This is a genomic window from Coleofasciculus sp. G3-WIS-01 (assembly GCF_040223135.1).
Lineage (GTDB): Bacteria > Cyanobacteriota > Cyanobacteriia > Cyanobacteriales > Coleofasciculaceae > Coleofasciculus.
The window spans coordinates 1-23,543 of sequence record NZ_JAVJZI010000259.1; the positions used below are offsets into that span (position 1 = coordinate 1).

Annotated in this window: 22 protein-coding genes and 1 pseudogene; 7 read left to right on the forward strand and 16 right to left on the reverse strand. The window is 45.3% G+C overall.

Going from position 1 to position 23,543, the window contains the following annotated elements; all coding sequences use genetic code 11:
• Positions 1-149: metallopeptidase TldD-related protein (locus RIM23_RS27440; protein ID WP_446371280.1), on the forward strand; the 149-nt coding region annotated here is incomplete at its 5' end.
• A gap of 180 nt (positions 150-329) precedes the next feature.
• Here RIM23_RS27440 and RIM23_RS27445 read toward each other — a convergent pair.
• Positions 330-1,118, reverse strand: a complete 789-nt coding sequence (locus RIM23_RS27445) for an SDR family NAD(P)-dependent oxidoreductase (RefSeq protein ID WP_446371210.1) — start codon at positions 1,116-1,118, stop codon at positions 330-332.
• 198 nt (positions 1,119-1,316) lie between these two features.
• Between RIM23_RS27445 and RIM23_RS27450 the strand changes: the two genes are divergently transcribed.
• Entirely contained in the window at positions 1,317-3,404 is a 2,088-nt protein-coding gene (locus tag RIM23_RS27450) for an acylase (protein ID WP_446371212.1), read from the forward strand.
• A 109-nt stretch (positions 3,405-3,513) separates the two neighbouring features.
• Here the strand turns inward: RIM23_RS27450 and RIM23_RS27455 are convergent, their stop codons facing one another.
• From RIM23_RS27455 to RIM23_RS27490, 8 genes are all read right to left on the reverse strand, one after another.
• Positions 3,514-3,633 (reverse strand): DUF4926 domain-containing protein, encoded by a 120-nt coding sequence (locus RIM23_RS27455; protein ID WP_446371214.1) that lies wholly within the window; start codon positions 3,631-3,633, stop codon positions 3,514-3,516.
• A 15-nt stretch (positions 3,634-3,648) separates the two neighbouring features.
• A complete protein-coding gene (gene dusA, locus RIM23_RS27460) occupies positions 3,649-4,677 on the reverse strand; it encodes a tRNA dihydrouridine(20/20a) synthase DusA (RefSeq protein ID WP_446371216.1) in 1,029 nt (342 codons plus the stop codon).
• A 263-nt stretch (positions 4,678-4,940) separates the two neighbouring features.
• On the reverse strand, positions 4,941-5,450 hold the full coding sequence (locus RIM23_RS27465; protein WP_446361420.1) for a cupin domain-containing protein: 510 nt from the start codon (positions 5,448-5,450) through the stop codon (positions 4,941-4,943).
• Between the two features lie 194 nt (positions 5,451-5,644).
• Entirely contained in the window at positions 5,645-6,082 is a 438-nt protein-coding gene (locus tag RIM23_RS27470) for an SRPBCC family protein (protein ID WP_446371218.1), read from the reverse strand.
• Positions 6,083-6,278: 196 nt separating this feature from the next.
• Complete coding sequence (locus RIM23_RS27475; RefSeq protein ID WP_446371220.1) at positions 6,279-8,915, reverse strand: hypothetical protein; 2,637 nt, start codon at positions 8,913-8,915, stop codon at positions 6,279-6,281.
• A 45-nt stretch (positions 8,916-8,960) separates the two neighbouring features.
• Positions 8,961-9,686 carry a retron system putative HNH endonuclease gene (locus RIM23_RS27480; RefSeq protein WP_446371222.1) on the reverse strand — a complete coding sequence of 242 codons (726 nt, stop codon included), beginning with the start codon at positions 9,684-9,686 and terminating at the stop codon, positions 8,961-8,963.
• Positions 9,686-11,110 (reverse strand): AAA family ATPase, encoded by a 1,425-nt coding sequence (locus RIM23_RS27485; protein ID WP_446371224.1) that lies wholly within the window; start codon positions 11,108-11,110, stop codon positions 9,686-9,688. The genes RIM23_RS27480 and RIM23_RS27485 overlap by 1 nt, the downstream gene beginning before the upstream one ends.
• 135 nt (positions 11,111-11,245) lie before the next feature.
• Entirely contained in the window at positions 11,246-12,262 is a 1,017-nt protein-coding gene (locus tag RIM23_RS27490) for a LysR substrate-binding domain-containing protein (RefSeq protein WP_446371226.1), read from the reverse strand.
• A gap of 199 nt (positions 12,263-12,461) precedes the next feature.
• Between RIM23_RS27490 and RIM23_RS27495 the strand changes: the two genes are divergently transcribed.
• From RIM23_RS27495 to RIM23_RS27510, 4 genes are all read left to right on the forward strand, one after another.
• Positions 12,462-13,178, forward strand: coding sequence for an NnrU family protein (locus RIM23_RS27495; RefSeq protein ID WP_446371228.1), 717 nt, complete (start codon positions 12,462-12,464; stop codon positions 13,176-13,178).
• Positions 13,179-13,266: 88 nt separating this feature from the next.
• Positions 13,267-13,668: a thioredoxin gene (gene trxA / locus RIM23_RS27500; protein ID WP_446353122.1), complete on the forward strand. Its 402-nt coding sequence runs from the start codon at positions 13,267-13,269 to the stop codon at positions 13,666-13,668.
• Positions 13,669-13,965: 297 nt separating this feature from the next.
• Complete coding sequence (locus tag RIM23_RS27505) at positions 13,966-16,020, forward strand: NAD(P)H-quinone oxidoreductase subunit 5 (RefSeq protein ID WP_446371230.1); 2,055 nt, start codon at positions 13,966-13,968, stop codon at positions 16,018-16,020.
• A 207-nt stretch (positions 16,021-16,227) separates the two neighbouring features.
• Complete coding sequence (locus RIM23_RS27510; RefSeq protein ID WP_446371282.1) at positions 16,228-17,832, forward strand: NAD(P)H-quinone oxidoreductase subunit 4; 1,605 nt, start codon at positions 16,228-16,230, stop codon at positions 17,830-17,832.
• A gap of 60 nt (positions 17,833-17,892) precedes the next feature.
• Here the strand turns inward: RIM23_RS27510 and RIM23_RS27515 are convergent, their stop codons facing one another.
• Both RIM23_RS27515 and RIM23_RS27520 read right to left on the reverse strand, forming a co-directional pair.
• Entirely contained in the window at positions 17,893-18,756 is an 864-nt protein-coding gene (locus RIM23_RS27515; RefSeq protein WP_446353116.1) for an Rpn family recombination-promoting nuclease/putative transposase, read from the reverse strand.
• A 172-nt stretch (positions 18,757-18,928) separates the two neighbouring features.
• Complete coding sequence (locus tag RIM23_RS27520; RefSeq protein ID WP_446371232.1) at positions 18,929-20,476, reverse strand: alpha/beta hydrolase; 1,548 nt, start codon at positions 20,474-20,476, stop codon at positions 18,929-18,931.
• A 327-nt stretch (positions 20,477-20,803) separates the two neighbouring features.
• Here RIM23_RS27520 and RIM23_RS27525 point away from each other — a divergent pair, with 327 nt between their 5' ends.
• Complete coding sequence (locus tag RIM23_RS27525) at positions 20,804-21,049, forward strand: hypothetical protein (protein ID WP_446371234.1); 246 nt, start codon at positions 20,804-20,806, stop codon at positions 21,047-21,049.
• Between the two features lie 156 nt (positions 21,050-21,205).
• Here RIM23_RS27525 and RIM23_RS27530 read toward each other — a convergent pair whose 3' ends face one another.
• The 5 genes and pseudogenes from RIM23_RS27530 to RIM23_RS27550 form a co-directional block, all read right to left on the reverse strand.
• Positions 21,206-21,574 (reverse strand): DUF5615 family PIN-like protein, encoded by a 369-nt coding sequence (locus RIM23_RS27530; RefSeq protein ID WP_446353111.1) that lies wholly within the window; start codon positions 21,572-21,574, stop codon positions 21,206-21,208.
• Positions 21,574-21,798, reverse strand: coding sequence for a DUF433 domain-containing protein (locus RIM23_RS27535; RefSeq protein WP_446348241.1), 225 nt, complete (start codon positions 21,796-21,798; stop codon positions 21,574-21,576). Before RIM23_RS27535 ends, RIM23_RS27530 begins: the two co-directional genes overlap by 1 nt.
• A 138-nt stretch (positions 21,799-21,936) precedes the next feature.
• Positions 21,937-22,302: pseudogene (locus RIM23_RS27540) on the reverse strand (type II toxin-antitoxin system VapC family toxin); the annotation flags it as partial.
• A gap of 8 nt (positions 22,303-22,310) precedes the next feature.
• Entirely contained in the window at positions 22,311-22,694 is a 384-nt protein-coding gene (locus RIM23_RS27545; RefSeq protein WP_446371236.1) for a hypothetical protein, read from the reverse strand.
• Between the two features lie 50 nt (positions 22,695-22,744).
• Positions 22,745-23,392, reverse strand: a complete 648-nt coding sequence (locus tag RIM23_RS27550) for a Uma2 family endonuclease (protein WP_446371238.1) — start codon at positions 23,390-23,392, stop codon at positions 22,745-22,747.
• Positions 23,393-23,543 lie beyond the last annotated feature (151 nt).

A 23,543-nucleotide genomic window follows, 5' to 3' on the forward strand; every position in this document is an offset into this window, starting at 1 on the left:
CTATGGTCGCGGGTAACGTCTATACCGCCCTTAAGCAGATTATTGCCCTCGGTGAAGATGCGGATTGGAATGGTCCATGTTATACCCCATCCTTAATTTTAGAAGGACTCTCAGTCACCGCTTCCGAGCAAACCTCTATTCTGATTTAGCCCGTTAGGGGAGCATGTAGAGACGCGCCATGGCGCGTCTGGGAGCAGGGGAAGCAGGGGGAGCAGGGGGAGCAGGGGGTGATGAGAGAGAATATTCCCAATTACCTCTTCCCCAATAACTGATATCAGCCGCTCTTGAATTCCCTGTTCCCTGTTCCCTGTTCCCTGTTCCCTTTTTCTTTATTTTTGAGGACGAAATTGCTGTTCGACAATCTGCACCAAGGTTTTTCTGGGCAATAATCGGGGCAGATTAACGATAAAATTATTCTGCCACCGCCCTGTTACTACCGTACAATCATCAGCATCTAGAGCCTGGAGAATTTCCTGAACCACTACCTCTGGGGAATCGGTTTGTTGCTGTTTTAAACTCTCAGGAGCATATTCGGCAAAATTCGCCGTGGTGAAAAAGTTCGTTTCCGTTGGTCCAGGACAAGCTGCCAGAACTTTAACACCCGTGTGCTGATTTTCTGCCCAAAGCGCCTCACTGAAACTAAGAACAAAGGCTTTAGTTGCTGAATAGATGGATAGATACGGGAGCGGTTGAAACCCAGCAATTGAGGAGAGGTTAATAATAATTCCAGAACCTCGTTGTTGCATCTGGGGGAGAACGTGATAAGTCAAGTCTACCAACGCCAGGATATTAAGCTGAATCATCTCTAGCTGTTTACGCCGAGACGTCTGACTAAAGGCACCGTAGTCGCCAAACCCAGCATTATTAATCAGTAAATCGATGGAAATATTTTTCTGATTGACTATTTCAAAGACGTGTGGGACGGCATCAGGTGCGGTAAGATCCTGGGGAATAACCTCAACTTGAATCCCATAGGTGGCTTGTAAATCTTGGGCAAGTTGCTGTAGTTTGGTTTGGGAACGAGCCACAATCACTAAATCGGTTTGCCGTTTAGCGAGTTCCTGAGCAAATGTAGCCCCCAGTCCTGCCGACGCTCCAGTAATTAAAGCAGTGGACATTAATGTTCTATTCTTTTTAGAGATGTTTAGGTTACCATTCTTAACCTAATTTCTAGTTTAACGTATTGCCACTAAAATGGTGCAGCCAAGAAGGAACTCAGCCTCAAGGAATATTTTACAATTCATTGTGGTTGATTAAACAAATAAAGTCTATAATTTATAGTCATACAAAAATATCGACGTTTATTTTAATTGCGAATGTCCCGATTGAACAAAAAATTTTCAGTTTTGATCGTAGTATTGCTGACGGTTATATTTACTGTAGCCTGGGGAATTAACCGTCCAGTTACTGGAGACGATCAAACAGAGATTCTTTGGGATACATGGGGCGTACCGCATATTTACGGGAATAATATAGAGAATCTATTCCAAGGGTTTGGCTGGGCGCAAGCGGCGAGTCATGGCAACCTGATTCTACAGTTATACGGACAGGCACGGGGTAAGGCTGCCGAGTATTGGGGTCAAGACTATTTGGACTCTGATAAGTATGTCCGCACTATGGGCATTCCCGCCAGGGCGCAGGAATGGTACGAGGCGCAAGATCCAACGATGCGGCGTTATCTGGATAGCTTTGCGGCGGGAATTAATCGTTATGCCTGCGAACATGATGAGGAAATTGACGATAAGGTCAAGGTGGTGTTGCCTGTGGATGGGGTGGATGTGTTGGCACATTTGCAACGGGTGACTCATTTTAACTTTGTGGTGAATCCCCAGCGCTGGGAATCATTGAAATCGGGAGAGTCTCAAGCCGGTTCTAATGGATGGGCGATCGCACCGTCTCATTCGGCGAGTGGAAATGCCATGCTACTGGCGAATCCCCACTTACCCTGGTCGAATTTTTATCTGTGGTACGAAGCCCAGTTAACCGCCCCAGGAATTGATGCTTATGGGGCGGCGTTGGTGGGAATGCCTATGTTCTCGATCGCGTTTAATGATCACTTGGGTTGGACAGCGACAGTCAATACCCATCGGGGTTGGACGGCTTATCAACTCACTTTGGCTGATGGGGGATATGAGTTTGATGGGCAAGTTCGTCCCTTTGAAAGTGAAACCCAAACCCTGAAGGTGAAGCAGGAAAATGGGACAATAAAGGAAGAGGAACTGGTGATTCGGCGGTCGATTCATGGTGCTGTGGTTACGCAACAAGAAGGGAATGCGATCGCGTTGCGGGTGGTGGGGTTAGATCAACCGCAGTTAATGGCGCAGTTGTGGGATATGGTGCGATCGCGTAATCGCCAAGAGTTTGAGACAGCCGTCGCCCGTTTACAACTGCCCATGTTTACCATCCTCTATGCTGACCGAGATGGGCATATTTTGCATATCTTTAATGGTCAAGTACCCGTGCGTTCTCAGGGAGATTGGCACTATTGGCAGGGTGTGGTTCCCGGCGATACCTCCGAAACCTTATGGACAAGGTATCATTCATATTCAGATTTACCTCGTATTCTTGACCCAGAAACGGGTTGGTTACAAAATGCCAATGATCCACCCTGGACAACCACATTTCCGCAAAGGATTAACCCTGATGATTATCCGCCCTATATGGCACCCCAATCGATGAGTTTTCGCGCCCAGGGATCAGCGAAGATGCTGATGGCGGAGAATCCAATTAGTTTTGAGGAGATGATTGCTAAAAAATTTTCGTCGCGTCTAGAATTTGCAGATCGGATACTAGATGACTTAATTGCTGCAACACGACAGTCGGGGGATGAATTAGCCAATGAAGCAGCGAATGTCTTAGCCAACTGGGATCGACAGGCAAATGCAGACAGTCGGGGGACGGTTTTGTTTGCTACTTGGGTACAGTTAATGCCGAATAATAATCAGTTTGCGACGAGTTGGAACCCTCAATCGCCTCTGACTACTCCAGATAGTTTGGCAGATCCGGTGGCGGCGGTGAAGACTTTAGCAGGAGCCGCCGCTAGGGTTAAGTCGGATTATGGCAGGTTAGATGTTCCTTGGGGTGAGAGGGCGCGATTGAAGTATGGGGACGTGGATTTACCCGGAAGTGGAGCTTCTGGGCAGTTAGGCAGTTTCCAGGTGATTGATTTCGCACCAATGGATGAGACAAAGTTGCGATCAGTGGCTGGGGATAGTTATATTGCCGCGATCGAGTTTTCTGATCCGGTTAAAGCAAGGGTACTCACGGTTTATGGCAATGCCACACAACCGGGTTCTAGGCATATTGGGGATCAGTTACCCTTGTATGCACGGAAGGAATTGCGACCGGTTTGGCGGACTCGTCAGGATATCGAGGCGCATCTGGAATCCCGGACGGTGTTTTAGGGTCAATGGTACGCTCCTGTCAGCCCACATTCCGCACTTCAATTTGAAGTGCGGAATGTGGGTTATAACACAGAAAAAGTTTTTGCCAATATTCAGTGAAATGAATCTGTTACTCGGTCGAATGATCCGAGTAACATTCTACAATCGCCCCTTGCATACCAGAGTAAAGATTGTGTTCAGGCAAATTTACCAGTAACTTAATTCCATCAAATAACTCGGGTTCAATCATAAATCTATTTCAGTTTCATCTAACACTCAGGGAAAAGTCAGGTACTTTCGCCAAGGCTTCCCGCACTACCTCAGAACCTGCACCCGTAATACAAGATTTTTCGGTTAAATGTCGCTTCCAAGCGCGACTCCCAGGTTGTCCTGAAAATAATTGCAGGATATGGCGGGTTATTTTATTAAGCTTCAGTCCTTTTGCTACCCAATAATCAATATAATTTAACATCCCTTCCACAACCTGATGGCGAGTGGGGGGTATACTTTCCTCCCCAAATATCTGACAATCGGCTTGAGGGAACAGGTAGGGATTATCATAAGCGGCGCGTCCAATCATTACCGCATCGACAAATTTTAACTGTTCCTGTACCTGTTCTAAACTGGTAAATCCGCCGTTAATTTCAATAAATAACTGGGGAAATTCTTGCTTGAGGCGATGCACATCACTATACCGTAAGGGGGGAACCGTGCGATTTTCCTTGGGACTTAATCCTTGTAACCAAGCTTTCCGCGCATGAACGCTAAAATGCTGACATCCGGCTGCTGAGACAATACGGACAAAGTTTGCCATATCCTCATAGCGATCGCACTCATCAATACCAATCCGATGCTTGACGGTAACAGGTATTTTAACCGCCTTAATCATCGCTTCCACCCCCCGCGCTACCCGTTCCGGTTGCGCCATCAGACAAGCACCAAAGTTACCATTTTGGACGCGATCGCTGGGACATCCCACGTTAAGATTAATCTGGTCATACCCCATCCCTTGGGCAATTCGGGCGCATTCGGCGAGTTCTAGGGGATTATCTCCACCCACTTGCAGCACCAAGGGTTTCTCTTGGGGGGAAAAACCCAACAGGTGTTCGCGATCGCCATGTATAATAGCTGCACTGGTCACCATCTCGGTATAGAGGAGAGTGCGGCGGGTAATCTGGCGCATGAAATACCGAAAATGGCGATCTGTGCGATCCATCATCGGCGCGACACTTAAGGGATAAGTTCCCTGGATGGCGTGAGGTTGAGGTAGAACGAGGGTATTGGGACTGACCATGAGGTTGTAGAATTTGTCTGGATGCGATCGCACTTGTGATCAAATATAAATTAAGCCAAAAAGGGAACGTCCAACTAATTGGTGATGAAATTGACCTGTAATACCAAATCCGGCTTATGTTTTTTGTGAGAATTGGAAACCTTAGGGGATACGGTAGGTAGGGGCACGGCAATGCCGTGTCCCTAACCGATGTGGCTAAATCAAAACAACTCCCTATTCCGGAAGAGTCTGAGAATCTAGATAAATTGTAGCCTCTAAAATTATCAAATTCGTGTCATTTTCTCAATCAGAGACTGATGTTGAGGATAAAGCTTAGTTAATTCCTCTCGTTTAGCCAACTCAAAATCATTAAAATCAAAACCGGGATGTACGGTACAGCCCACCAGTGCATAAGATTGCGGATCATTCACCGTCGAGCCAAACCAACATCCCGCTTTGACTAAGGCTTGAAACACCTCACCCTCGTCAAAATTATCACCGAGTTTGATCGCACAATAGTTTCCCGATTCCTCAATCACATGAACGGTTAATGAACTCCCGGCATAAAAATGCCATAACTCATCGGAATCGAGGCGATGCAGCGCCGAAAAATCAGTTCCCTCTAATAAAAAATAGATGGCGGTTGCCGCATTCCGAGAACCTTCAAATCGTTTGGGTAGATTTTCGTGAGGTATTTCTTGCTCACAACGATAAGTCTCCTTGTAGTACCCTCCTTCTGGATGTTTTTCAAGTCCAAGCTTTTCAATCCAATAGCTAGCGTTTTTGGTTGACATAGAGTTTCTCTTTAGAAATCATAATTTTATCTGTAGGGGCACGGCAATGCAATGCCTGAGCATTTTGGCATCATCAAAACCCTTGATCCAAAATCCGCCTTGTAACCGCCTTGCGTCACTTTACACTTCTTCTAGTTTATCGAGTTTTAGCCTCTCGCTCCCATCCCGTGCATCTCTTATGTTAGCAATTCTCCCTATTCCCTAAATATCTGGTTCAATGAGTTGAAACCTGTCGAAAAAACACCATCACCTATTAATTTAACCAGATTCTTTTCGGCTTGGATATCACAGTCAAATAGGGCTGTCCATTCAGCATAAGTTAAATCTCCATCTGTGATTGGTTTAAGCTGCAATGTTGCCACATAGTTCTTTAAGGGCATGGGTGATTCTAGAATTGAGTAGGAGAATAAATAATCTAAGTCGCTGAGAGCCAATAGCTTTTCGCGAATAGTACCCCCTTCTTTGAGATTGAAATGACGAATACAGTTAACTTTATCGCTGGGCTCACCATCTTCTATGAAACTGTTAGCAATAGCTGGATGCCAGTTAGGCAGAGCATTAAAATCTCTGCTCTTCATCCATACGTTATCAATAGGAGCATTGATAACAGAACTTGTAAACACTCTAACCATTATGTCAATTTTACCTCTACTCTATTATCCAAGAGCTGATTAGACAGAATCTATGTTTCAGCTACTCGTTGCCCTATTATACATCCCAGACTCCGAACTTCAAAATGTAGCAAGTAGTAAGTAGGTTGGGTTAAGGAACGAAACCCAACACCATCGTTAGCCTGTTGGGTTTCGTTCCTCAACCCAACCTACGAGGCTAAAATTGTATCGGGCGGCTCTTATCATCAAGTGCCTGCCAAAACAGATTGATATCCTCAGTTTTGATCTGTTGCTCCATGCGATAAACCCCGGGTTCTATTGCTTTTTCCGTCGTCGCCAGTTTCACTAATCCTAGCAGTTGCATCGTGACAATGGGATCAATATATTCGGTTTTTACGCCTTTCTCATGTTTGGCAAAAAAGTTGATCACAAAGCCATCGGCTAACAGGACTAATCGTTTCGACTGCCCGTTAAACTGAATATGATAGATTGTACCAATATCCTGGTGAATGGATTTACGAATTGAAAGACTGCTTTTAATCTTACGCCGAATCCATGCCGCGAAACCAGACGCCCAGGTATCAGGTTGGGCATCTTTCAATCCACTAATTTTGAGCAATTCAGGATATTGTTTAAGTTGGGCAACGAGGGCATCAGGTGTTTTCCCAGAAGCCAAAACTTGACGGATCATATCCATGTCATCGTCGGCGATAAAGCACATCTGTTGTTCATAACACCTCGTATACCCGGTCAACTGTTGCTGAATATCTATCGTTTTTTCGGAAAGAACCGCTAACAATTCATCCAGAAAAGCAATGGCTTTTTTGAATTCATAATCCTTGGATGAACCACTAACCAGGACAAGTTCATCAACCGGATTTCCACTGTTATGTCTGGTCAAAAACGCATTGATATCCTGTTCATCGAATACAGGTAACCCCGTCATGCCAATTATGGTATCAACATGGTTCTGAATCAGGCGCGTCACTTTTTTGAACGAGAGTACCTGTTCTGAGACTAATAACGTGACTTTTTTGGATAAATTGCCGTTACTAAAGAATTGAATCATCCCTTGTCCATTGGGCAAGAATTCCATTTTCTCTGCCACATACCCAGACTCCTGTCTGATAGAATCCCATAACTGATTCAATCTGTCCAGTTCTTGCCATAGCATCTCCAAGGAAATGTCTGGATGTGGGAAAGAATTGGTAAAGACTAATTCCGTAAAGGAGGCGTAGGGGGAAGAGACTGAAAAGAACTCGCGCACGGATTTCTCCAGCGTCTGGTTGTATAGGTGCAGACTACGATTGCCAAACGACAAATCGATAATCACCGGTAAACAGTTGTCTTCGACAACATATCGACCCAAGTTTAAGTAATCAACTTTTATGGCTACATAGGGAAACCTTTCGCTGTCAATTTCTCGATAAAAGGCGTGATCGACAATATCTATGGCAAACACATTACTGGTGCTATTCTGCATTTCGGTCAATTCTTCAACCAGTCGAGTACCGATTGCCCCATTGCCACCAATAACTGCCACTTTACGGGTTTCAAATGTGGGCAATCCTAATCGACCTAATGCCGTTGACGTGGAGTCAATAATTGCTTGTGAAACTCCTTTTGCCTCAAAAATAGTTTTGATGTCATCCCGTGCGGTTGAGAGTACCGGCAGCAAGGCTTTTCCTTGATTCGATTCAATTGCTGCCAAGTCTCTGCGTTCTCCAGCCCCTGTCACTTCAACGGCACCAACAATTATCGTTTCATCCACAGCTTGTTTGAACAGGGAATGCCAAGGATGGCTGGAATCGTTATAAATTTGATAAATCAGAGGTATGGCATATCCGCCATCTTCATAAATCAAAAATTTGGTCTTTTCTTGGAGACATCGTTGAACACTGCGAACCAGTTCGGTTTCCACTAAGGTTGTCATTGCACTCATATAGTCCCGATTCACGTTCGAGTCGTTATATAAGTCGGTAAACAACGCTTCATCAGCACTCAAAAGAAAAGAGGATTGCTTAAAGTCAAATCGGTATTGCGTCGGTTCAATCGGATGTTGAATCATGCGTAAACATCGATAGCTTTGACTCGACACATAATCTAACATCCTCATGGTGGGCCAATTGCTTTCACCATAGGGAATGCCAATAAAGGCATCAATGGTAAATCCTAATGCCTCTAGGGTTTGTAACGTCATCACCACTTCATGGGTGCGATGATGAAGTACCAACAGATGATAGGGATTCTGCTGGTGCAGGCTGGATTTTTCCGGCAAATTAGTATAAATATGCTGCTGAATCGGCATATTTATGCTTGATATCAAGTATTTAACCTGTTTGTGAACCGACTGTTGATCCTCTGCGATATCGATAAAAATATCAGCGGTTGTGGTTGAAGCGGCTTGATCATAATGTATGCCCTTTACCTGCCACTGAATAAAAAAGGTTTGCTGTTGTGAGTCGTACTGCTTATGCACAACTAAGCTACCCCCTCGCCCTAATGATTCAGGAGTGCCGATAATTTCAAATTGATCAGAAGAAACCTCTTCGAGTAGACGGCTATTCCCAATTTGGGAGAAGAGAGTATGCAAAATTATCGCCCCAGACGGCGTTCCCGGTTTCAGAACCGTTTCCAGGATGTCAGGAGTGGCAAAGAAGGCGAAATCAAGGTCTTCTTTTTCGGGGACAGCATCTAAAATTCGGTCAGACCCCGATAAGATGAAGTTATGTTGCTCCCTGATAATCAGTTTTTTCTCTAAGGGAATAATGCTGTCCGACTTATAAGCCTCAGCCGCCAGTTCTTCGGCTAAAAAATAAAGGTAGTCATTGGCGAGTTCTCGATCAAGCGTCATACAAATACTTCTGGGTCTCAGGTTTTTATTGATGTATCGAACATATTACATCCTATCTATATCCCATAACGGTTTAATTAATATTTTTTTACAAGCAGAGTAAATTAGCGATAACTCCGACAGTTTGATCGCAAAACAAAATGGCGTATGGTTTCCCTGGGAATCGCGTTGTTCATATCCTTGAATAAGTTTTTGAATTTCTGCGTTTGTAGCGTTGTCAACTAATGGCAATAGGGTTTGAATCTGCTTTTTTCTAGCGGCTTGCAATTTAGGATTATTTAACCCTAGCCTTTCAATTGTTTCTTTTGCTGCTTTCTCCATTCCCGGTTCATCGGTTGGTAAAATCTCTCCCGCTCCTGTATACCTGAAAAAATCAGCACAGTTTTTTAACAAAGGTGAAACCATCAAATTAGCATCGTACCAATCCTCTTTTTTGTATCCACAATGTTTTTGGGATAGAGGTAATTTTTTAAAGCTTCTCCCCTCGGAGAACTCACCTTCCCCCGGACAAGACGCCAATAAATTAGAATATTTAAGTTCTAGATTAGGGTAGGTTGTACGAGGCTTTAAATGTTCAATGTGGCTGGTTTCTCTGCTGATCTGAATACCACAGTAGCAACAGATAGAACCTTGTTCCTGTAGTAAGGCTTGATGGACGGCTGGTTTCTCTGGCGATCGCAACGCATCCCAATTGGGTTGCCAATCTTCATTTTTCCTGGCTTTCCAAGCCGTAAATCGTTCTGGTTCTTGACCTTTTCTGATATATTTCATCACCCCAATATCTCTTTTCTGCGAATCAGCATATCCGCACTAGCAAATTCGGGTTCGTCTGACCCAATTTCTTGAGCCAGATTATTTTTTAATTGGCGAGCTTCACTCAGTTTACCATCATCAATCAGTCGAAACAGTTCCAAAAGTCTTTCTTTTATTGGCTGCGGACGTTCTGGTGTATCCATTAAGTCTTCCAGAATCCGATTACTGTCTCTACCATAAGAACTTTCTGGCTGCTTGGCGACGATCCCATCCTCGGTTTTCTCCAGAATATAGATTCCTTCTGGCTTAACTTGACTAATCACTTGGGGTGAGTGAGTTGTGACAATAAATTGACAATTCGGGAAGGTTCGGGTTAGTGCTGGAATACTATCGCGTTGCCATTTTGGGTGCAAGTGTAATTCAATTTCATCAATCAGAACAACGCCACTACCTTGAAGCGGCTCGTCTAAACCGGGATTGGCTATTGCTAAACGTCGAGCCAAATCTCCCACCATTGCCAGCAAGCATTTCTCTCCATCAGATAGTTGATTGATGATAAGTTCTTCATCGTGTTTTTGAATCGTCATTCGTAAGGGGGAACGACGAACTCTTAAGTTGGAAAAATTATCGAGAATAGACGATATAGCTCGTCTTACCGCTTCTAACTGGCTGTCTATAAAATCGGCTTTATTCTGGAGACGATATTCATTTTCTAAGTCTTCTCGTTCTCGAAACCATTCAAAGAAACGTTTAAAATCTACTTGTCTCGCTTGGAGGGCTTGCTCATAAGCATCGATCTGCTTAAGTTCATGGTTTTCTGTGACCTCTAAAGGAATATCAACAACCTGTCGATTAATGGGGTAATATACGATTAGAGGTAAGTTGAATTCAGACGGCTCATCAAGAAGATTCCGGCGTATTGTATCAACAAAGTTTTGAAATTCATCACTACCCGTCATCGCTTCCCACTGAGAGCGGATACCCTCTAAATCAACTCGGTACAGTCCCCCACTGCTGGCGATAGACTCTAAGGTAGGGCGTATCTGCTTTTGCAGCTGAAAGCTACTCATACGCTCTTTTAAACCCGGTACTACAAGTAATAGTAGTTGCTCTAGGGCGTTATCGGTAATAGGGATTTGCTGAGAACCTCTTTGGTGACGACGCTTCCAAGTTACGTCTTGAGAATCGTATACTATTGTAATTTCGTTATCGGTTTCATTTTTTCCATTCGTAATATCTTGTTCACTGAAGCCTCGAACCGATCCAGTATAGTCTTGCAACCATCCGGTCATCAGTGATAAAAGTATGGCAAGACAATCAAGGATACTTGACTTTCCGACTCCGTTAACACCAATAATTACAGTTGGGTATGTCTGCTGAAAGTCCAATGTCAAATCATCAAGTCCACGAAAATTATTTATTTTTAGGCGTTTAACTTTCATAATCAGAACATACGCGGTGAATCTAGTCCTAGTAGGGGTACGACATGTCGTACCCCTACAGGTAGCTCTTACTTCTGCACTCTCACACCTCTACACTCTGGCAATTTCAACCGCAAACGCTTCGCTCAACTGTCCTTAACCTGTTGGTTGAGACGATGCGGGTTGAGATGATGCCGAATTCAATTTAGGAGCAGTTATTGGCGCTGAGGAGGGTGGATTTTCTTGCCATCCTGGAGGCGCAAACTGCGGCAAAATTTCCCGGCTGAATGCTTCGGCGGCTTTGGAACGATAGCGATGGGGATTGACGATTAAAGACAACATTCGCTTCACCACAACGCCTTCTATCGTTGCTCGGTGTAAAACACCCATTTGCAATTCTTTTTCGATGGCTGAAATAGACACAAAAGCCGCCCCTAATCCAGATTGCACCGCGTTTTTAATTGCCTCAATTGAGTTGAGTTCCATCTCAATTTTCAGGCGTCGGGTATCAATATCGCAGCGCGTGAGAACTTGATCGATTACCTTACGAATCGTGGATTGGGAGTCGAGGGCAATAAATTGTAACTTATACAGATCCTCCTTATACACCGTTCCCACCTTTGCCAGGGGGTGAAAGACGGGTAGAATGAGCGCCAACTCGTCTTCCGAATAGGGCATAATATGTAGAGTTTCTTGAAGTTCCGTGGGTACTTCACCGCCAATGATGGCTAAATCGACCTGTCCATTGGAAACAGACCAAGAGGTACGGCGAGTCGAGTGGACTTGTAATTGTACTGAAACATCGGGATACTTCTGTCGAAACAAGCCAATCATCCGAGGTAAGAGATAGGTTCCCGTGGTTTGAGAAGCGCCCACAATCAGCGTTCCACCCTGGAGATTCTGTAAATCTTCAATCGCCCGACAGGTTTCCTGACAAAGAGTGAGGATTTTTTCACCGTAGCTTAGGAGTAAGTGTCCGGCTTCTGTCAATTGAGCGCGACGCCCGCCTCGGTCAAATAAAGGAACATCAAGCTGTCGTTCCAAGTTTTGCACTTGTAAACTCACAGCCGGTTGGGAAACGTACAAACTATCAGCAGCACGTTTGAAACTCCCCTCAGAAGCGATAGCTTTGAGAATGCGGAGTTGATCGAGAGTGAAAGGAAGGTCAGACATAGGAGCTAAACCATCAAAAAAGGAGCAATAACAGGCAATCCCAGGGGGGTTGAAGATAAGATTTAACGTCAACGATGAATTGGATTGCCGACAACGAACGTGTAAGCCTCTGCCTGAAATCGACAGTAACACAACACGGGATCAACTCTTTGAGTATTCTTGCTAGGATGAATTGTGCAATGAATCAACATCAGGATTTATGGGGGTCTTGACTAACGTGACATCCAGTCATTGGGTAATGGCTGGACTGCTTTTGAGCTTTGCGATCGCGCATAGTGGTCTAGCCGCACTGCGACCTTGGGCTGAACAACGCATTGGCGCGAGGTTCTATCGAATTTTATTTGCTCTGGTTAGCCTATCTCTTGCCGTTGTATTAATTATTTACTTTTTCAACCACCGCTATGATGGGATTCAATTGTGGCAGATGCAGGGAATTCCGGGGATCAAGTCCCTAGTCTGGTGGCTTTCAGCGATTTCTTTTTTGTTTCTGTACCCCGCGACATTCAATCTTTTAGAAATCGCCGCCATCCAGAAACCTCAAGTTCACCTCTACGAAACCGGAATTATTCGCATTACCCGACATCCGCAAATGGTGGGACAGGTGATCTGGTGTATTGCTCACACCCTCTGGATTGGCACCAGCTTCACCCTACTCACCTCGGTGGGATTAATTTTGCACCATTGCTTTGGGGTTTGGCATGGGGATCAACGGCTTTCCCAGCGCTATGGTGAAGCCTTTGAGTCCGTCAAAGAGCGTACCTCGGTTTTTCCTTTCCTGGCGCTAATTCAGGGACGCCAAACCCTGAAATGGGAAGAATTTATCCGTCCCGCCTATCTAGGCGTAATCGGCTTTGTCGGCTTGTTGTGGTGGGCGCATCCCCTACTCATGCGAGCAACTGCCCAAATAAATTGGTAAAATTAGTAGATTTATTGTTCAAATAATCCCAATTCGATGTAGCATGATCCCAAGGCTAGAGTAAAAATCCAATAGAATTCGAGGGATCATGGTGTTGTCGGTGAACGAGCAGACGTTTAAGCAATACGTTTTAGAAAACTCCAAGATGGTTCTGGTTGATTTTTGGGCACCTTGGTGTGGGCTGTGTCGCCTAATCCAGCCAATGTTGGAGGACGTACAGCAGGAATGGAGCGATCAGATTGAAGTCGTGCGGGTGAATGCGGATAATAGTCTTAGGCTTGCCAGTGCCTATCAACTCAAATCTTTACCCACCTTGCTCTTATTTGAAAATGGTCAGTTAGTGGAGCGATTAGAAGGCTTTCAAGGACGAGATGACTTGCGCTTAGCGATTCAAAACCTGATCGGGAACAATGAATCACAGTATTCAGCATCCATGGGGCAAAGTTTAACTCATACCGCCTTAGAGAATGCAACTCAATCAGCCGCCTAGTAAAAGCAGAAGGCAGAAGGTTCCAGGGCAGAAGGCTCCAGGGCTGTAAAGTTTATGGTATCTGCTTTTTGGCTTATGGTTAACGGGTGGTTATTTGAAAGGTCGCTGCACTGAACTATTCGTGTTTTTGAGGCATCACTATCAGCAAAATTAATCAACCCAAGAGTTTCCTTATAGAATAAGTATTTCTACTTGAGGTTGGCTCACACCGAGCCAACTTTCTTTTTGTATAGGTATATGTCACAGTTGTTAACGGTTTGTCAAAATAGTAAAGAAATCTAAAGTAAGCTGTCTTCCATGGAATCGCTTTATCAATATGCCTGGTTGATCCCGGTCTTGCCCTTGGCAGGGGCAATGCTAGTCGGCTTAGGGCTTATCTCATTCAACAAAACCACAAATCAGCTACGGCAGTTATCCTCCGTGTTCGTCGTATCCCTGCTGGGGGCGGCGATGGTGCTGTCGTTTGCCATCTTCTGGAGTCAATTTCATGGACATGAACCGTTTACCCGTACCCTGGAATGGGCGGCGGCGGGGAATTTCCACCTAATGATGGGTTACACCATCGACAACCTAACGGCGTTGATGTTAGTCGTCGTTACCACCGTCGCCTTTCTGGTTATGGTGTATACCGACGGCTACATGGCACATGACCCCGGTTATGTGCGCTTCTATGCCTATTTAAGCCTGTTTAGTTCCTCGATGTTGGGTCTGGTGATTAGTCCCAACCTAATACAGGTCTATATTTTCTGGGAACTGGTGGGCATGTGTTCTTACCTACTCATCGGATTCTGGTACGATCGCAAAGCCGCCGCCGATGCTTGTCAAAAAGCCTTTGTGGTTAACCGGGTGGGGGACTTTGGTCTCCTTTTAGGTATCCTAGGGCTGTACTGGGCAACCGGTAGCTTCGAGTTTGATGTCATGGGCGCCCATTTAGAAGCCTTTGTCGAATCCGGTTATATTAGCAGCGGACTCGCCGCCCTGTTTGCCGTATTAGTCTTTTTAGGACCGGTTGCCAAATCTGCTCAATTTCCTTTGCATGTTTGGCTTCCTGACGCGATGGAAGGTCCGACGCCCATTTCCGCACTGATTCACGCCGCCACTATGGTTGCGGCTGGGGTATTTCTGATTGCCCGCATGTACCCCGTGTTTGAAAATATCCCTGTGGCGATGACAGTCATTGCCTGGACGGGAGGATTTACCGCATTTTTAGGGGCAACCATCGCCCTGACCCAAAATGACATCAAAAAGGGTCTGGCTTATTCAACCATCTCCCAGTTGGGCTACATGGTGATGGCAATGGGGATTGGCGCATACAGTGCTGGGTTATTCCACCTGATGACCCACGCTTATTTTAAAGCCATGCTCTTCCTCTGTTCCGGTTCTGTGATTCATGGTATGGAAGCCGTGGTGGGTCATGATCCGGATTTAGCCCAGGATATGCGGCTGATGGGAGGATTGCGGAAGTATATGCCGATTACCTCCCTGACGTTTTTAATTGGCACTCTGGCAATTTCTGGGATTCCTCCCTTTGCTGGATTCTGGTCAAAGGATGAAATCTTAGGCAGTGCTTTTGCTGCTTCTCCAGGACTGTGGGTTGTCGGTTGGCTGACGGCTGGACTGACTGCCTTCTATATGTTCCGCATGTATTTCATGACCTTTGAGGGCGATTTCCGAGGTAATATCACTAGTATTAAGGAACAAATTAAAGGGGCTTTGGCTGAACCTGCACCCGCTTTTGGACCTGGTGCCATGGATAGGCGAGAATTAGAGGCTGAGGATCATGACCATGGGCATAGTGAGTCTCCCCATGAATCACCCTTAACCATGACCTTACCCTTACTGTTACTCGCTGTCCCCTCGACGCTGATTGGTCTGGTGGGGATGCCCTTTGACAACTACTTTGAGGAATTTATCCACGCCCCTGGAGAAACCGTGGCGGAAGTGGTGAGTCATGAAGCGGCGTTTAACTGGAGTGAGTTTCTGGTTATGGCAGGTTCCTCAGTGGGGATTGCCCTGATTGGTATTACCGTAGCATCGCTGATGTACCGGATGCGTCAAATTGACCCCGCCGCGATCGCGAAAAACTTTACATCGCTTTACAAGTTTTCCCTCAACAAGTGGTATTTCGATGATATTTATGATCGGATATTCGTCCAGGGAAGTCGCCGCCTAGCCCGCCAGGTGATGGAAGTAGACTACCGTGTGGTCGATGGTGCGGTTAATTTAACCGGTTTAGTTGCCCTGATCAGTGGTGAAGGACTCAAATATCTCGAAAACGGTCGCGCTCAATTCTATGCGCTAATTGTCTTTGGGGCAGTTCTCGGTTTTGTGATTGTTTCTGGGTTGTCTTGATAAGTTTGTCGGGGCGGGTTTGACTCCTATCGTTTCTTACCTCACAACAAATGTGACTTGCACCCGCCCTGACTTGACCCTTCACGACCTTTGAGGGCATGGTTTTGACCCTTCACGACCTTTGAGGGAACCGGGTTTTGAGTTCTAACCATACACTATGAACAATAAACCATAAACTATGAACCATGAACCATGAACCATGAACTAATGACTGATTTTCCTTGGTTAACTGTAATTATTCTGTTTCCCATCGTCGCTTCTGTCGGCATTCCATTATTGCCGCAGAAGAATGGCGTATGGGAACGCTGGTATGCCCTGATTGTTGGGCTGATTGATTTTACGTTGATAGTTTGTGCTTTCGTCACAAAGTATGATTTTGCCAATCCGGGACTGCAACTGGTTGAGAAGTATGCTTGGGTGCCCACCCTAGACTTGAATTGGTCGGTAGGGGTGGATGGCTTATCGATGCCTTTGGTATTGTTAACGGGGTTTATGACGACGTTGGCAATCCTCGCGGCTTGGCCCGTAACCCTAAAGCCTAAGCTGTTTTACTTCCTGATGCTGGCAATGTACGGCGGTCAGATTGCCGTGTTTGCGGTTCAGGATATGCTGTTGTTTTTCCTGGCGTGGGAACTGGAGTTAATTCCGGTTTATTTGCTGCTTTCGATTTGGGGTGGCAAAAAGCGGCTGTATGCGGCGACGAAGTTTATTCTGTATACGGCAGGGGGATCGCTGTTTATTTTGATCGCGGCGTTGGCGATGGCATTCTATGGGGATACTGTCACCTTTGATATGCGATCGCTCGCTTTAAAGGATTATGCCCTAAATCTGGAACTGTTGCTGTATGCTTGTTTGATGATTTCTTATGGGGTGAAGTTACCGATTTTCCCCTTACATACTTGGTTACCCGATGCCCATGGAGAAGCCACCGCCCCGGTTCACATGTTGCTAGCGGGGATTCTGTTGAAGATGGGTGGATATGCCCTAATTCGCATGAATGCCGGGATGTTACCCGATGCCCATGCCTATTTTGCCCCAGTGTTGGTGATTTTGGGGGTGGTGAATATCGTTTATGCGGCATTAACCTCTTTTGCCCAACGCAACCTCAAGCGCAAGATTGCCTATTCCTCGATTTCCCACATGGGCTTTGTCTTAATCGGGATTGGGTCATTTACCGACTTGGGTTTGAGTGGGGCGGTGTTGCAAATGGTGTCCCACGGTTTAATTGGGGCGAGTCTGTTCTTCTTAGTCGGGGCAACTTATGACCGAACCCATACCCTGATGTTGGATGAAATGGGGGGCGTGGGTCAACGGATGCGGAAGATTTTTGCCATGTGGACGACTTGTTCCATGGCGTCTCTGGCGTTACCGGGGATGAGTGGGTTTGTGGCAGAGTTAATGGTGTTTGTCGGATTTGCCACTTCGGATGCCTACAATTCCACGTTTAAGGTAATTGTGGTCTTTTTGGCAGCCGTTGGGGTAATTCTGACGCCAATTTATCTGCTGTCAAATCTGCGGGAAATCTTCTACGGTTCCGAGAATAAGGAACTGGTGGAACACGAGGTTTTACAGGATGCGGAACCGCGTGAGGTGTTTATTATTGCCTGTTTGCTGGTGCCGATTATTGGTATTGGCTTGTATCCCAAGCTAATCACGCAGATGTATGACTCGACGACGCAGCAGTTAACCGCCCGGTTGCGCGGTTCGGTACCGACGTTGGCTGAAGGAAATCCGCCTACAGTATCGATGGTAGCGCCGAAAATTGGAGGACGCGATCGCGTGGGGTTAGAGGTGCCGCCACCTGTGCGTTAGCGCTTCTGGTTTCAAGTAGGGGTACGGCAATGCCGTACCCCTATTTTTTTGACCCAAGATTTACTGAATTTCCTCGCGCAACTCTCGCACAGTTTCTAGATTTAATCCTGTTGTTGCAGCTATTGCTTCATCATCCATTTGAGGGATTAATTTCTCCGCAATTGTACGTTTTTCTTGTTCTCGACCTTGTTGTATCCCTTGTTGCATCCCTTCTTCGCGACCGAGAGCAACCGCTCCTTGCTGATCATAAATAAACATTTCTCTACGCTCAAAATCTTCGAGTTCATCACGGCTGAGGTTAGCTTGGTTGGCGATTTCAAAGGCTCGGTGAAGTTCCGGAATGTTGTCCATATTGGTGGGAACCTGATCAAGAGAGCGTGCTGATTTGATAAAGTAAATCCATTTATCAGTAATGGTTTCCAGTTGTTCGATGTCTTTGGTAAACTTTGGCAATTCAATGAACACCAGTTCAATATCGTTTTCGGGATACACGTAACCATCGGATACTTCTCGATAAACGAAGCGAGAGGTAAACGAATGGCGATGGGGAAACATCTCAAAATCTGTTAGGGTTAGAGCGATAACGGGTTTAAGCATTCGGTAGCCTTCTCCCTTTTGCAGTTGAAAGGCATAGGTTTTGGCGGCGTTGAATAAGACTCTCTTGCCAAAGGATTGCACATTCAGGACTTGCATTTCGATGATCACCAAGGTGCCGTTGTTGAGTTTTGCTTTAACATCGAGGTACGTGTCTTTTAATCCTTCAATTTTTGGCGGTAAATTGGGATTGATGATGTCTAGGTCTTCAATGGTAGGGTTACCGTCATAAATCAAGGCATTCAGAAAACTGATCAGAATGTCTTTACTTTCAGCAGAACCAAATATTTTCTTGAAGGCGTAGTCGGTTTTGGGATTGATAAAGTTCATACTTGGATTAAAACTATAAGTGATGAAATAGGATCAATATACATAGGAATCGCCTAGGGTTAGAGGTAGAATTAGACGCGATCGCGTGGGGTTAGAGGTGCCGCCACCTGTGCGTTAGCGCTTCTGGTTTCAATTTCAAGTAGGGGTTTGGTTACCAAACCCCTACTACCAATTATTGCTCTGAATTGCCGACAAATCTCTGAATGGCATGAAAAAACTGGTTGTGTTCCAGAGAGATTCTGATATTGTGACCCGCATTTTCAATCAGCACCAGCTTTTTGTCTTGTGCCGCACAGTAGTAGTAGAGTTCTTGCCCTTCAGCAACGGGAATTACTGTATCTTTTCTGCCATGAATAATTAGAGTTGGGATAGTGATTTCTCCCATCTTCCGCAGATTGCCAAAAACATCGCCATTCACCCCTACTTCTCCCGTCGAGGTATTCAGATAAGACAATTGAGGAAACTGCTGGGCAAAACCACTTTCAATAATTAACCCCGCCAGTTGAGTTTCGGCTTGCCTTGCCACTTCGATCGCGGCGGCACTTCCCAAACTTCGCCCTAGCACATAGAGTCGCTCTTGGGAAAGCCCTTTTGACTGTAAAATATCACCAACCTGATTAAAGATAGTTACCGCATCAGTTAACACATTATTCGCTGTTGCTTGACCCTCGCTGGCACCATTACCCCGGTAATCAAAAACCAGCAGTGTGACTCCAATCCGCCGATATAACTTGGCAATAGAATTACAATCGGCGGCTAACTCATTAATATTAGGGAAATAGAGAATAACCGGGGCATCAGTTGCCGCTGGGTAGAGGATTCCTCGAACTTTGACCTGAGAGTCAACAGCGACAGCCACTGGGTAGAGTTCAAGGGGCGTAATCTGATTATTCAGCCGGGGACGTAATAGTAACTGCAATAGTGAGGCTTCGTCTAAAACTAATTTACCGAGGATAAATTTCTGGATTGCTTCAAAGTATTGCCACATCCCCATGCGGATCAAGGTGTTATGACCCGCATTTTTAATCCGGATCAACTGCTTATTTGGGGCGGCACAAGAGTTGTATAGTTTTTCTCCTTGTTGGAGAGGAATTAATGAATCTTTCTCACCATGAATAATCAAGGTTGGTATAGAAATGCGGCTGATTTTTTCGGTATTCCCAAATCCCAAACGCTCATCCTCATTACCTCTACCCCGCCAGCTAAGACGTTTGAGCAGGGCGAAGGTATCGGCAAAGCCACTATCAATAATCACTCCGGCTAATTTATCTTGAGCGCGATCGGCAACAGCAATGGCGGGGACACTACCCAGGCTGCGCCCCATCACGTAAAGTCGTTGGGGAAACAGTTGATGCGCCGTTAAGATTTTACCAAAAGCAGCGAATACTTTCAGGGCATCAGCCAGGAGATTAGAGGCGGTGGATGTCCCATCACTTTTACCATAGCCCCGATAGTCAATCACCATCATGGTAATGCCCAAGACAGTGAAAATTTTGGCGATGCTATCGTATTCAGCCGCAATCTCACCGTTGCCATGGAAAAATAGAATAGCGGGCGAATTGCTGGCGGCTGGGTACAATCGTCCTCTGAGAAAGAGTCTCGGTTCGACTTCAACGTCAATGAGATGGATATTTGGCGATCGCGGCTTACCTGTTGTATCCGGTTTGGGATGAAACAGGACTTGCAAAATATCGCGTTGGTCGAGAAGGGGATGCACCATATAGTAGCGGTTTGCGGCTTTGTAGATATTTTATCTTGCTTCTACCAGTAAGGTAGGGAACACTCCATCCTACGCGCCCTGTCTCAATCCTAGAGGCTGGGAGGCTAAGGTGCGATCGCACTTCCTAAACATCACGGCTGTGTTTCTTCTAGCATCGACTCTTTGACTGAATGTTCCCACTAAAGTAGCGTTAAAACTTAGCGTCAAGTATTGACAATTGACAAATGTTGTGTATTGCTCTTTAATCAGAAAAGAAAAAGCGTTAGTACATCCCCGCCAAGAGACTGACTAACGCCCTTTCCTTTGTTCCTTACGGATAATCTAATCATGCCATACAATTTCAATCAAATCACTTACCGAGAGCGACTAACTCCCTGGGCGATCGCTCAACTCCTACCCAATATGCAACGAACGATCGTGGGTCGGTTTCGCAGTCGGTCTGATGCTGACGGTCACTTGGGGTGTCTGCGTCAGCTTATACCCCATGGGTCGTTTGTCGTGGTATTTGACCCGCAACCGGATGAGGAAACGGTATCTGTGTCTCTAGCAACGGCGCAAAAAGCGGTTATTTGAGGATGAGGGGAGGCGATCGCATGTTCTGGATGGGTGAGTGCGATCGCGAATTGATTCTCTTGACACCATCGTAGGGGCGCATAGCGATGCGCCCTTAAAAATGGGGAGTGAAAGGCACAGATAATGTAAGTTTTAATCAGCGATCGCGTTAAGCTTTTACTCTCGAATCCGAATTCGATAAACTTCTACGACCAGTAGTTTACCCTGATAATGCTCCATGCTGTTATGAGTTGATAAATAGTCTATCAGCCTTTGCATTAACTGGGGAATAATCTCTGGGTGATTTCTGAGCTGAAGCGAAATTATTCCCCGATAGTTGCCAGGTGGATAGGAAACAATATCAGCAAAATCTCCATTAAGAGAGACAAGGATTGCATCAAGTTGCTGGGCTTTAGCAATAACGACATTATCAGGGGAATCAATAGCGATGTAATCCCTTAATAGTAAAACTTCATGGTCAGCATCATGCAGAATTTGGCTGATGGAGGAGGGAACACATTGATCGACGAAAAACTTTAAACCCATTAAGCAACTATCTCAAATTCTGACAAATCGCGGGCATAATCGAGACAAGCCATTATTTGCTCTTTTGATAAGTCAGGAAACTCTTGAATTATCTGAGCATAAGTATTACCTGTTGCCAAGTAGCCTAAGATAAGACTGACTGGAATCCGAGTACCTTTAATTCTGGGTTTACCTCGTAGCACTTCTGGAGTGCTGATGATATATTCTTTCCAATTTACAGGCATTAGTTTTTCTCCTTGAAATCACTGTGCGATCGCGCTTTTGGAGGTGAAGGTGCGGTTTAGGTTTGATTCAGATATTTCTCAAACGGCTGAGAGCGAACACAATACAGTTGTAGCCATGATAACTTCATTTCCCTCCTATTCCACCAATATAGCCTGAGCCGCCAAAATCACATCCCCATCGAGTGCTTTGGAATCTGCCGTTGGTTTTCCTCTCCTTCGTGCTTCTGCCCAAAGTTCAGCCGCTTTGAGCATTACTGCTGTAGTAATGGGATGGTAGGTAAGTACAGCTTTTAGTTCATCTAGTCGCCTGATACCTGCCACCTTACCTGCGCGAAGCAATTCACGCCGAACTTCGTAGTCTGCAATTTCTGGCAATATTACTGTGTAACCCTTTGGTTCCAAAGAATCAAACCAACGTTTACATTCTTGATATATAGGAGATTTAGCTTTAGGAGTTGTCACCATTCCTAAAGGACCAGACTCTAGCAATACTATTCTGCTCATAGAATGGTTTAGATAGATACCTGATCTTCTTCTAGTGCCTTACGGAGAATTTCAGCAGTTTCTGTTTGCTCCTGCTCATCTCCCTCTTCTCGCCATTGCCTAAGCAGTTCACTCAGCGCAATCTGTCGTACTGATTTCTTTACAGGATCAGGATTTTTTATTTCGTCCATTGCCTGTTCCGAAACCTGCGATCGCACTGGCTTCATTGTCACGCTTTCACGGAATAAGTGAACGATTTGCAGTAAATTCGGTAAATACTCTTCTGGCGTTTGCTGAATTTCAAGAATTAACTTAGCTAAAACGTGATTGTCGCTTACAGCAGAGTTGTCTTCTGGGGAACTGCTTTCGGTACTTGGTGTGTTGGCTACATTACTTAAGTCTTGCTCAGACATACTTTCCTCCTTGACTTCATCTTTCCCTACCTTAACAACCAACTGAAATGTTATGCTCCTGTAATTTGTTCCCGTACCCAAGCTCGAAAAGCTCTCATCGTCTTATTCCTACCCTCAGTCTTTACCTGGCTCAAATATTGGGGAATTACCTCAACAAGTGGTAGGTTAGGAAAAATCGAACTAAACCCTGACTCGATATACTGCCCATCCTGTAATACATTAATCTGTAACTTGCCCTGCTCAAATCGCCAAAGCTCAGGCACTCCTAATGCTTCATAAATACTCGGATGAGTGCGAGACGTTACATCTATCTCTAAAGCTAAGTCTGGAGGGGGATCGACGGATAAGTCTAATCGTTCTTTTCCTCTTACTGCGGCTTCATTTTGAATATAAAAGCAGTTATCGGGTTCTATGCCTTTGAGCATATCCTCATTTTTAAAGGTAGTAGAACCAAGAGGATAAAAATCAATATCTAGTTCTTCCAGGAGAATTTCAATAAAATTAGTGATAAAGAGCTTCCTGGTTTCATGCTCTGGTAAGGGCGTCATAATTTCTAATAGTCCGTTCTCATAGGCGACTCTTGACGCCCGATGTTCTCCTAACTCTTCTAAAATTGTTTCAAATTCTTGCCAGCTTACATCCTCTAGAAAGACTTTATGACCGGGTGGTATATTAAATCGCTTTAATTCCAATAGCATTGCATTAGCTCCATCTTCAATACTGGAACAGTAAGGTGGGCATAGTCCACTCTACTTTAATTACTGTAAGACCTCTGCTTTCATCTAGGTTAAATGACCTCTCCCCCAACCCCTCTCCTACAAGGAGAGGGGAGCGGAATAAAGTTTGTTA

What these genes read in the sequence shown, in the direction of transcription:
- RIM23_RS27505 (WP_446371230.1), top strand. Translation starts at nt 13,966, where the DNA reads ATGGAATCGCTTTATCAATATGCCTGGTTGATCCCGGTCTTGCCCTTG.
- RIM23_RS27510 (WP_446371282.1), top strand. Translation starts at nt 16,228, where the DNA reads ATGACTGATTTTCCTTGGTTAACTGTAATTATTCTGTTTCCCATCGTC.
- RIM23_RS27520 (WP_446371232.1), bottom strand. Translation starts at nt 20,476, where the DNA reads ATGGTGCATCCCCTTCTCGACCAACGCGATATTTTGCAAGTCCTGTTT.
- RIM23_RS27545 (WP_446371236.1), bottom strand. Translation starts at nt 22,694, where the DNA reads ATGTCTGAGCAAGACTTAAGTAATGTAGCCAACACACCAAGTACCGAA.
- RIM23_RS27455 (WP_446371214.1), bottom strand. Translation starts at nt 3,633, where the DNA reads ATGATTGAACCCGAGTTATTTGATGGAATTAAGTTACTGGTAAATTTG.
- RIM23_RS27535 (WP_446348241.1), bottom strand. Translation starts at nt 21,798, where the DNA reads ATGCCTGTAAATTGGAAAGAATATATCATCAGCACTCCAGAAGTGCTA.
- RIM23_RS27550 (WP_446371238.1), bottom strand. Translation starts at nt 23,392, where the DNA reads ATGCTATTGGAATTAAAGCGATTTAATATACCACCCGGTCATAAAGTC.
- RIM23_RS27480 (WP_446371222.1), bottom strand. Translation starts at nt 9,686, where the DNA reads ATGAAATATATCAGAAAAGGTCAAGAACCAGAACGATTTACGGCTTGG.
- RIM23_RS27525 (WP_446371234.1), top strand. Translation starts at nt 20,804, where the DNA reads ATGCCATACAATTTCAATCAAATCACTTACCGAGAGCGACTAACTCCC.
- trxA (WP_446353122.1), top strand. Translation starts at nt 13,267, where the DNA reads ATGGTGTTGTCGGTGAACGAGCAGACGTTTAAGCAATACGTTTTAGAA.
- RIM23_RS27470 (WP_446371218.1), bottom strand. Translation starts at nt 6,082, where the DNA reads ATGGTTAGAGTGTTTACAAGTTCTGTTATCAATGCTCCTATTGATAAC.
- RIM23_RS27530 (WP_446353111.1), bottom strand. Translation starts at nt 21,574, where the DNA reads ATGGGTTTAAAGTTTTTCGTCGATCAATGTGTTCCCTCCTCCATCAGC.
- RIM23_RS27475 (WP_446371220.1), bottom strand. Translation starts at nt 8,915, where the DNA reads ATGACGCTTGATCGAGAACTCGCCAATGACTACCTTTATTTTTTAGCC.
- RIM23_RS27450 (WP_446371212.1), top strand. Translation starts at nt 1,317, where the DNA reads ATGTCCCGATTGAACAAAAAATTTTCAGTTTTGATCGTAGTATTGCTG.
- RIM23_RS27485 (WP_446371224.1), bottom strand. Translation starts at nt 11,110, where the DNA reads ATGAAAGTTAAACGCCTAAAAATAAATAATTTTCGTGGACTTGATGAT.
- RIM23_RS27445 (WP_446371210.1), bottom strand. Translation starts at nt 1,118, where the DNA reads ATGTCCACTGCTTTAATTACTGGAGCGTCGGCAGGACTGGGGGCTACA.
- RIM23_RS27515 (WP_446353116.1), bottom strand. Translation starts at nt 18,756, where the DNA reads ATGAACTTTATCAATCCCAAAACCGACTACGCCTTCAAGAAAATATTT.
- RIM23_RS27490 (WP_446371226.1), bottom strand. Translation starts at nt 12,262, where the DNA reads ATGTCTGACCTTCCTTTCACTCTCGATCAACTCCGCATTCTCAAAGCT.
- RIM23_RS27495 (WP_446371228.1), top strand. Translation starts at nt 12,462, where the DNA reads ATGGGGGTCTTGACTAACGTGACATCCAGTCATTGGGTAATGGCTGGA.
- dusA (WP_446371216.1), bottom strand. Translation starts at nt 4,677, where the DNA reads ATGGTCAGTCCCAATACCCTCGTTCTACCTCAACCTCACGCCATCCAG.
- RIM23_RS27465 (WP_446361420.1), bottom strand. Translation starts at nt 5,450, where the DNA reads ATGTCAACCAAAAACGCTAGCTATTGGATTGAAAAGCTTGGACTTGAA.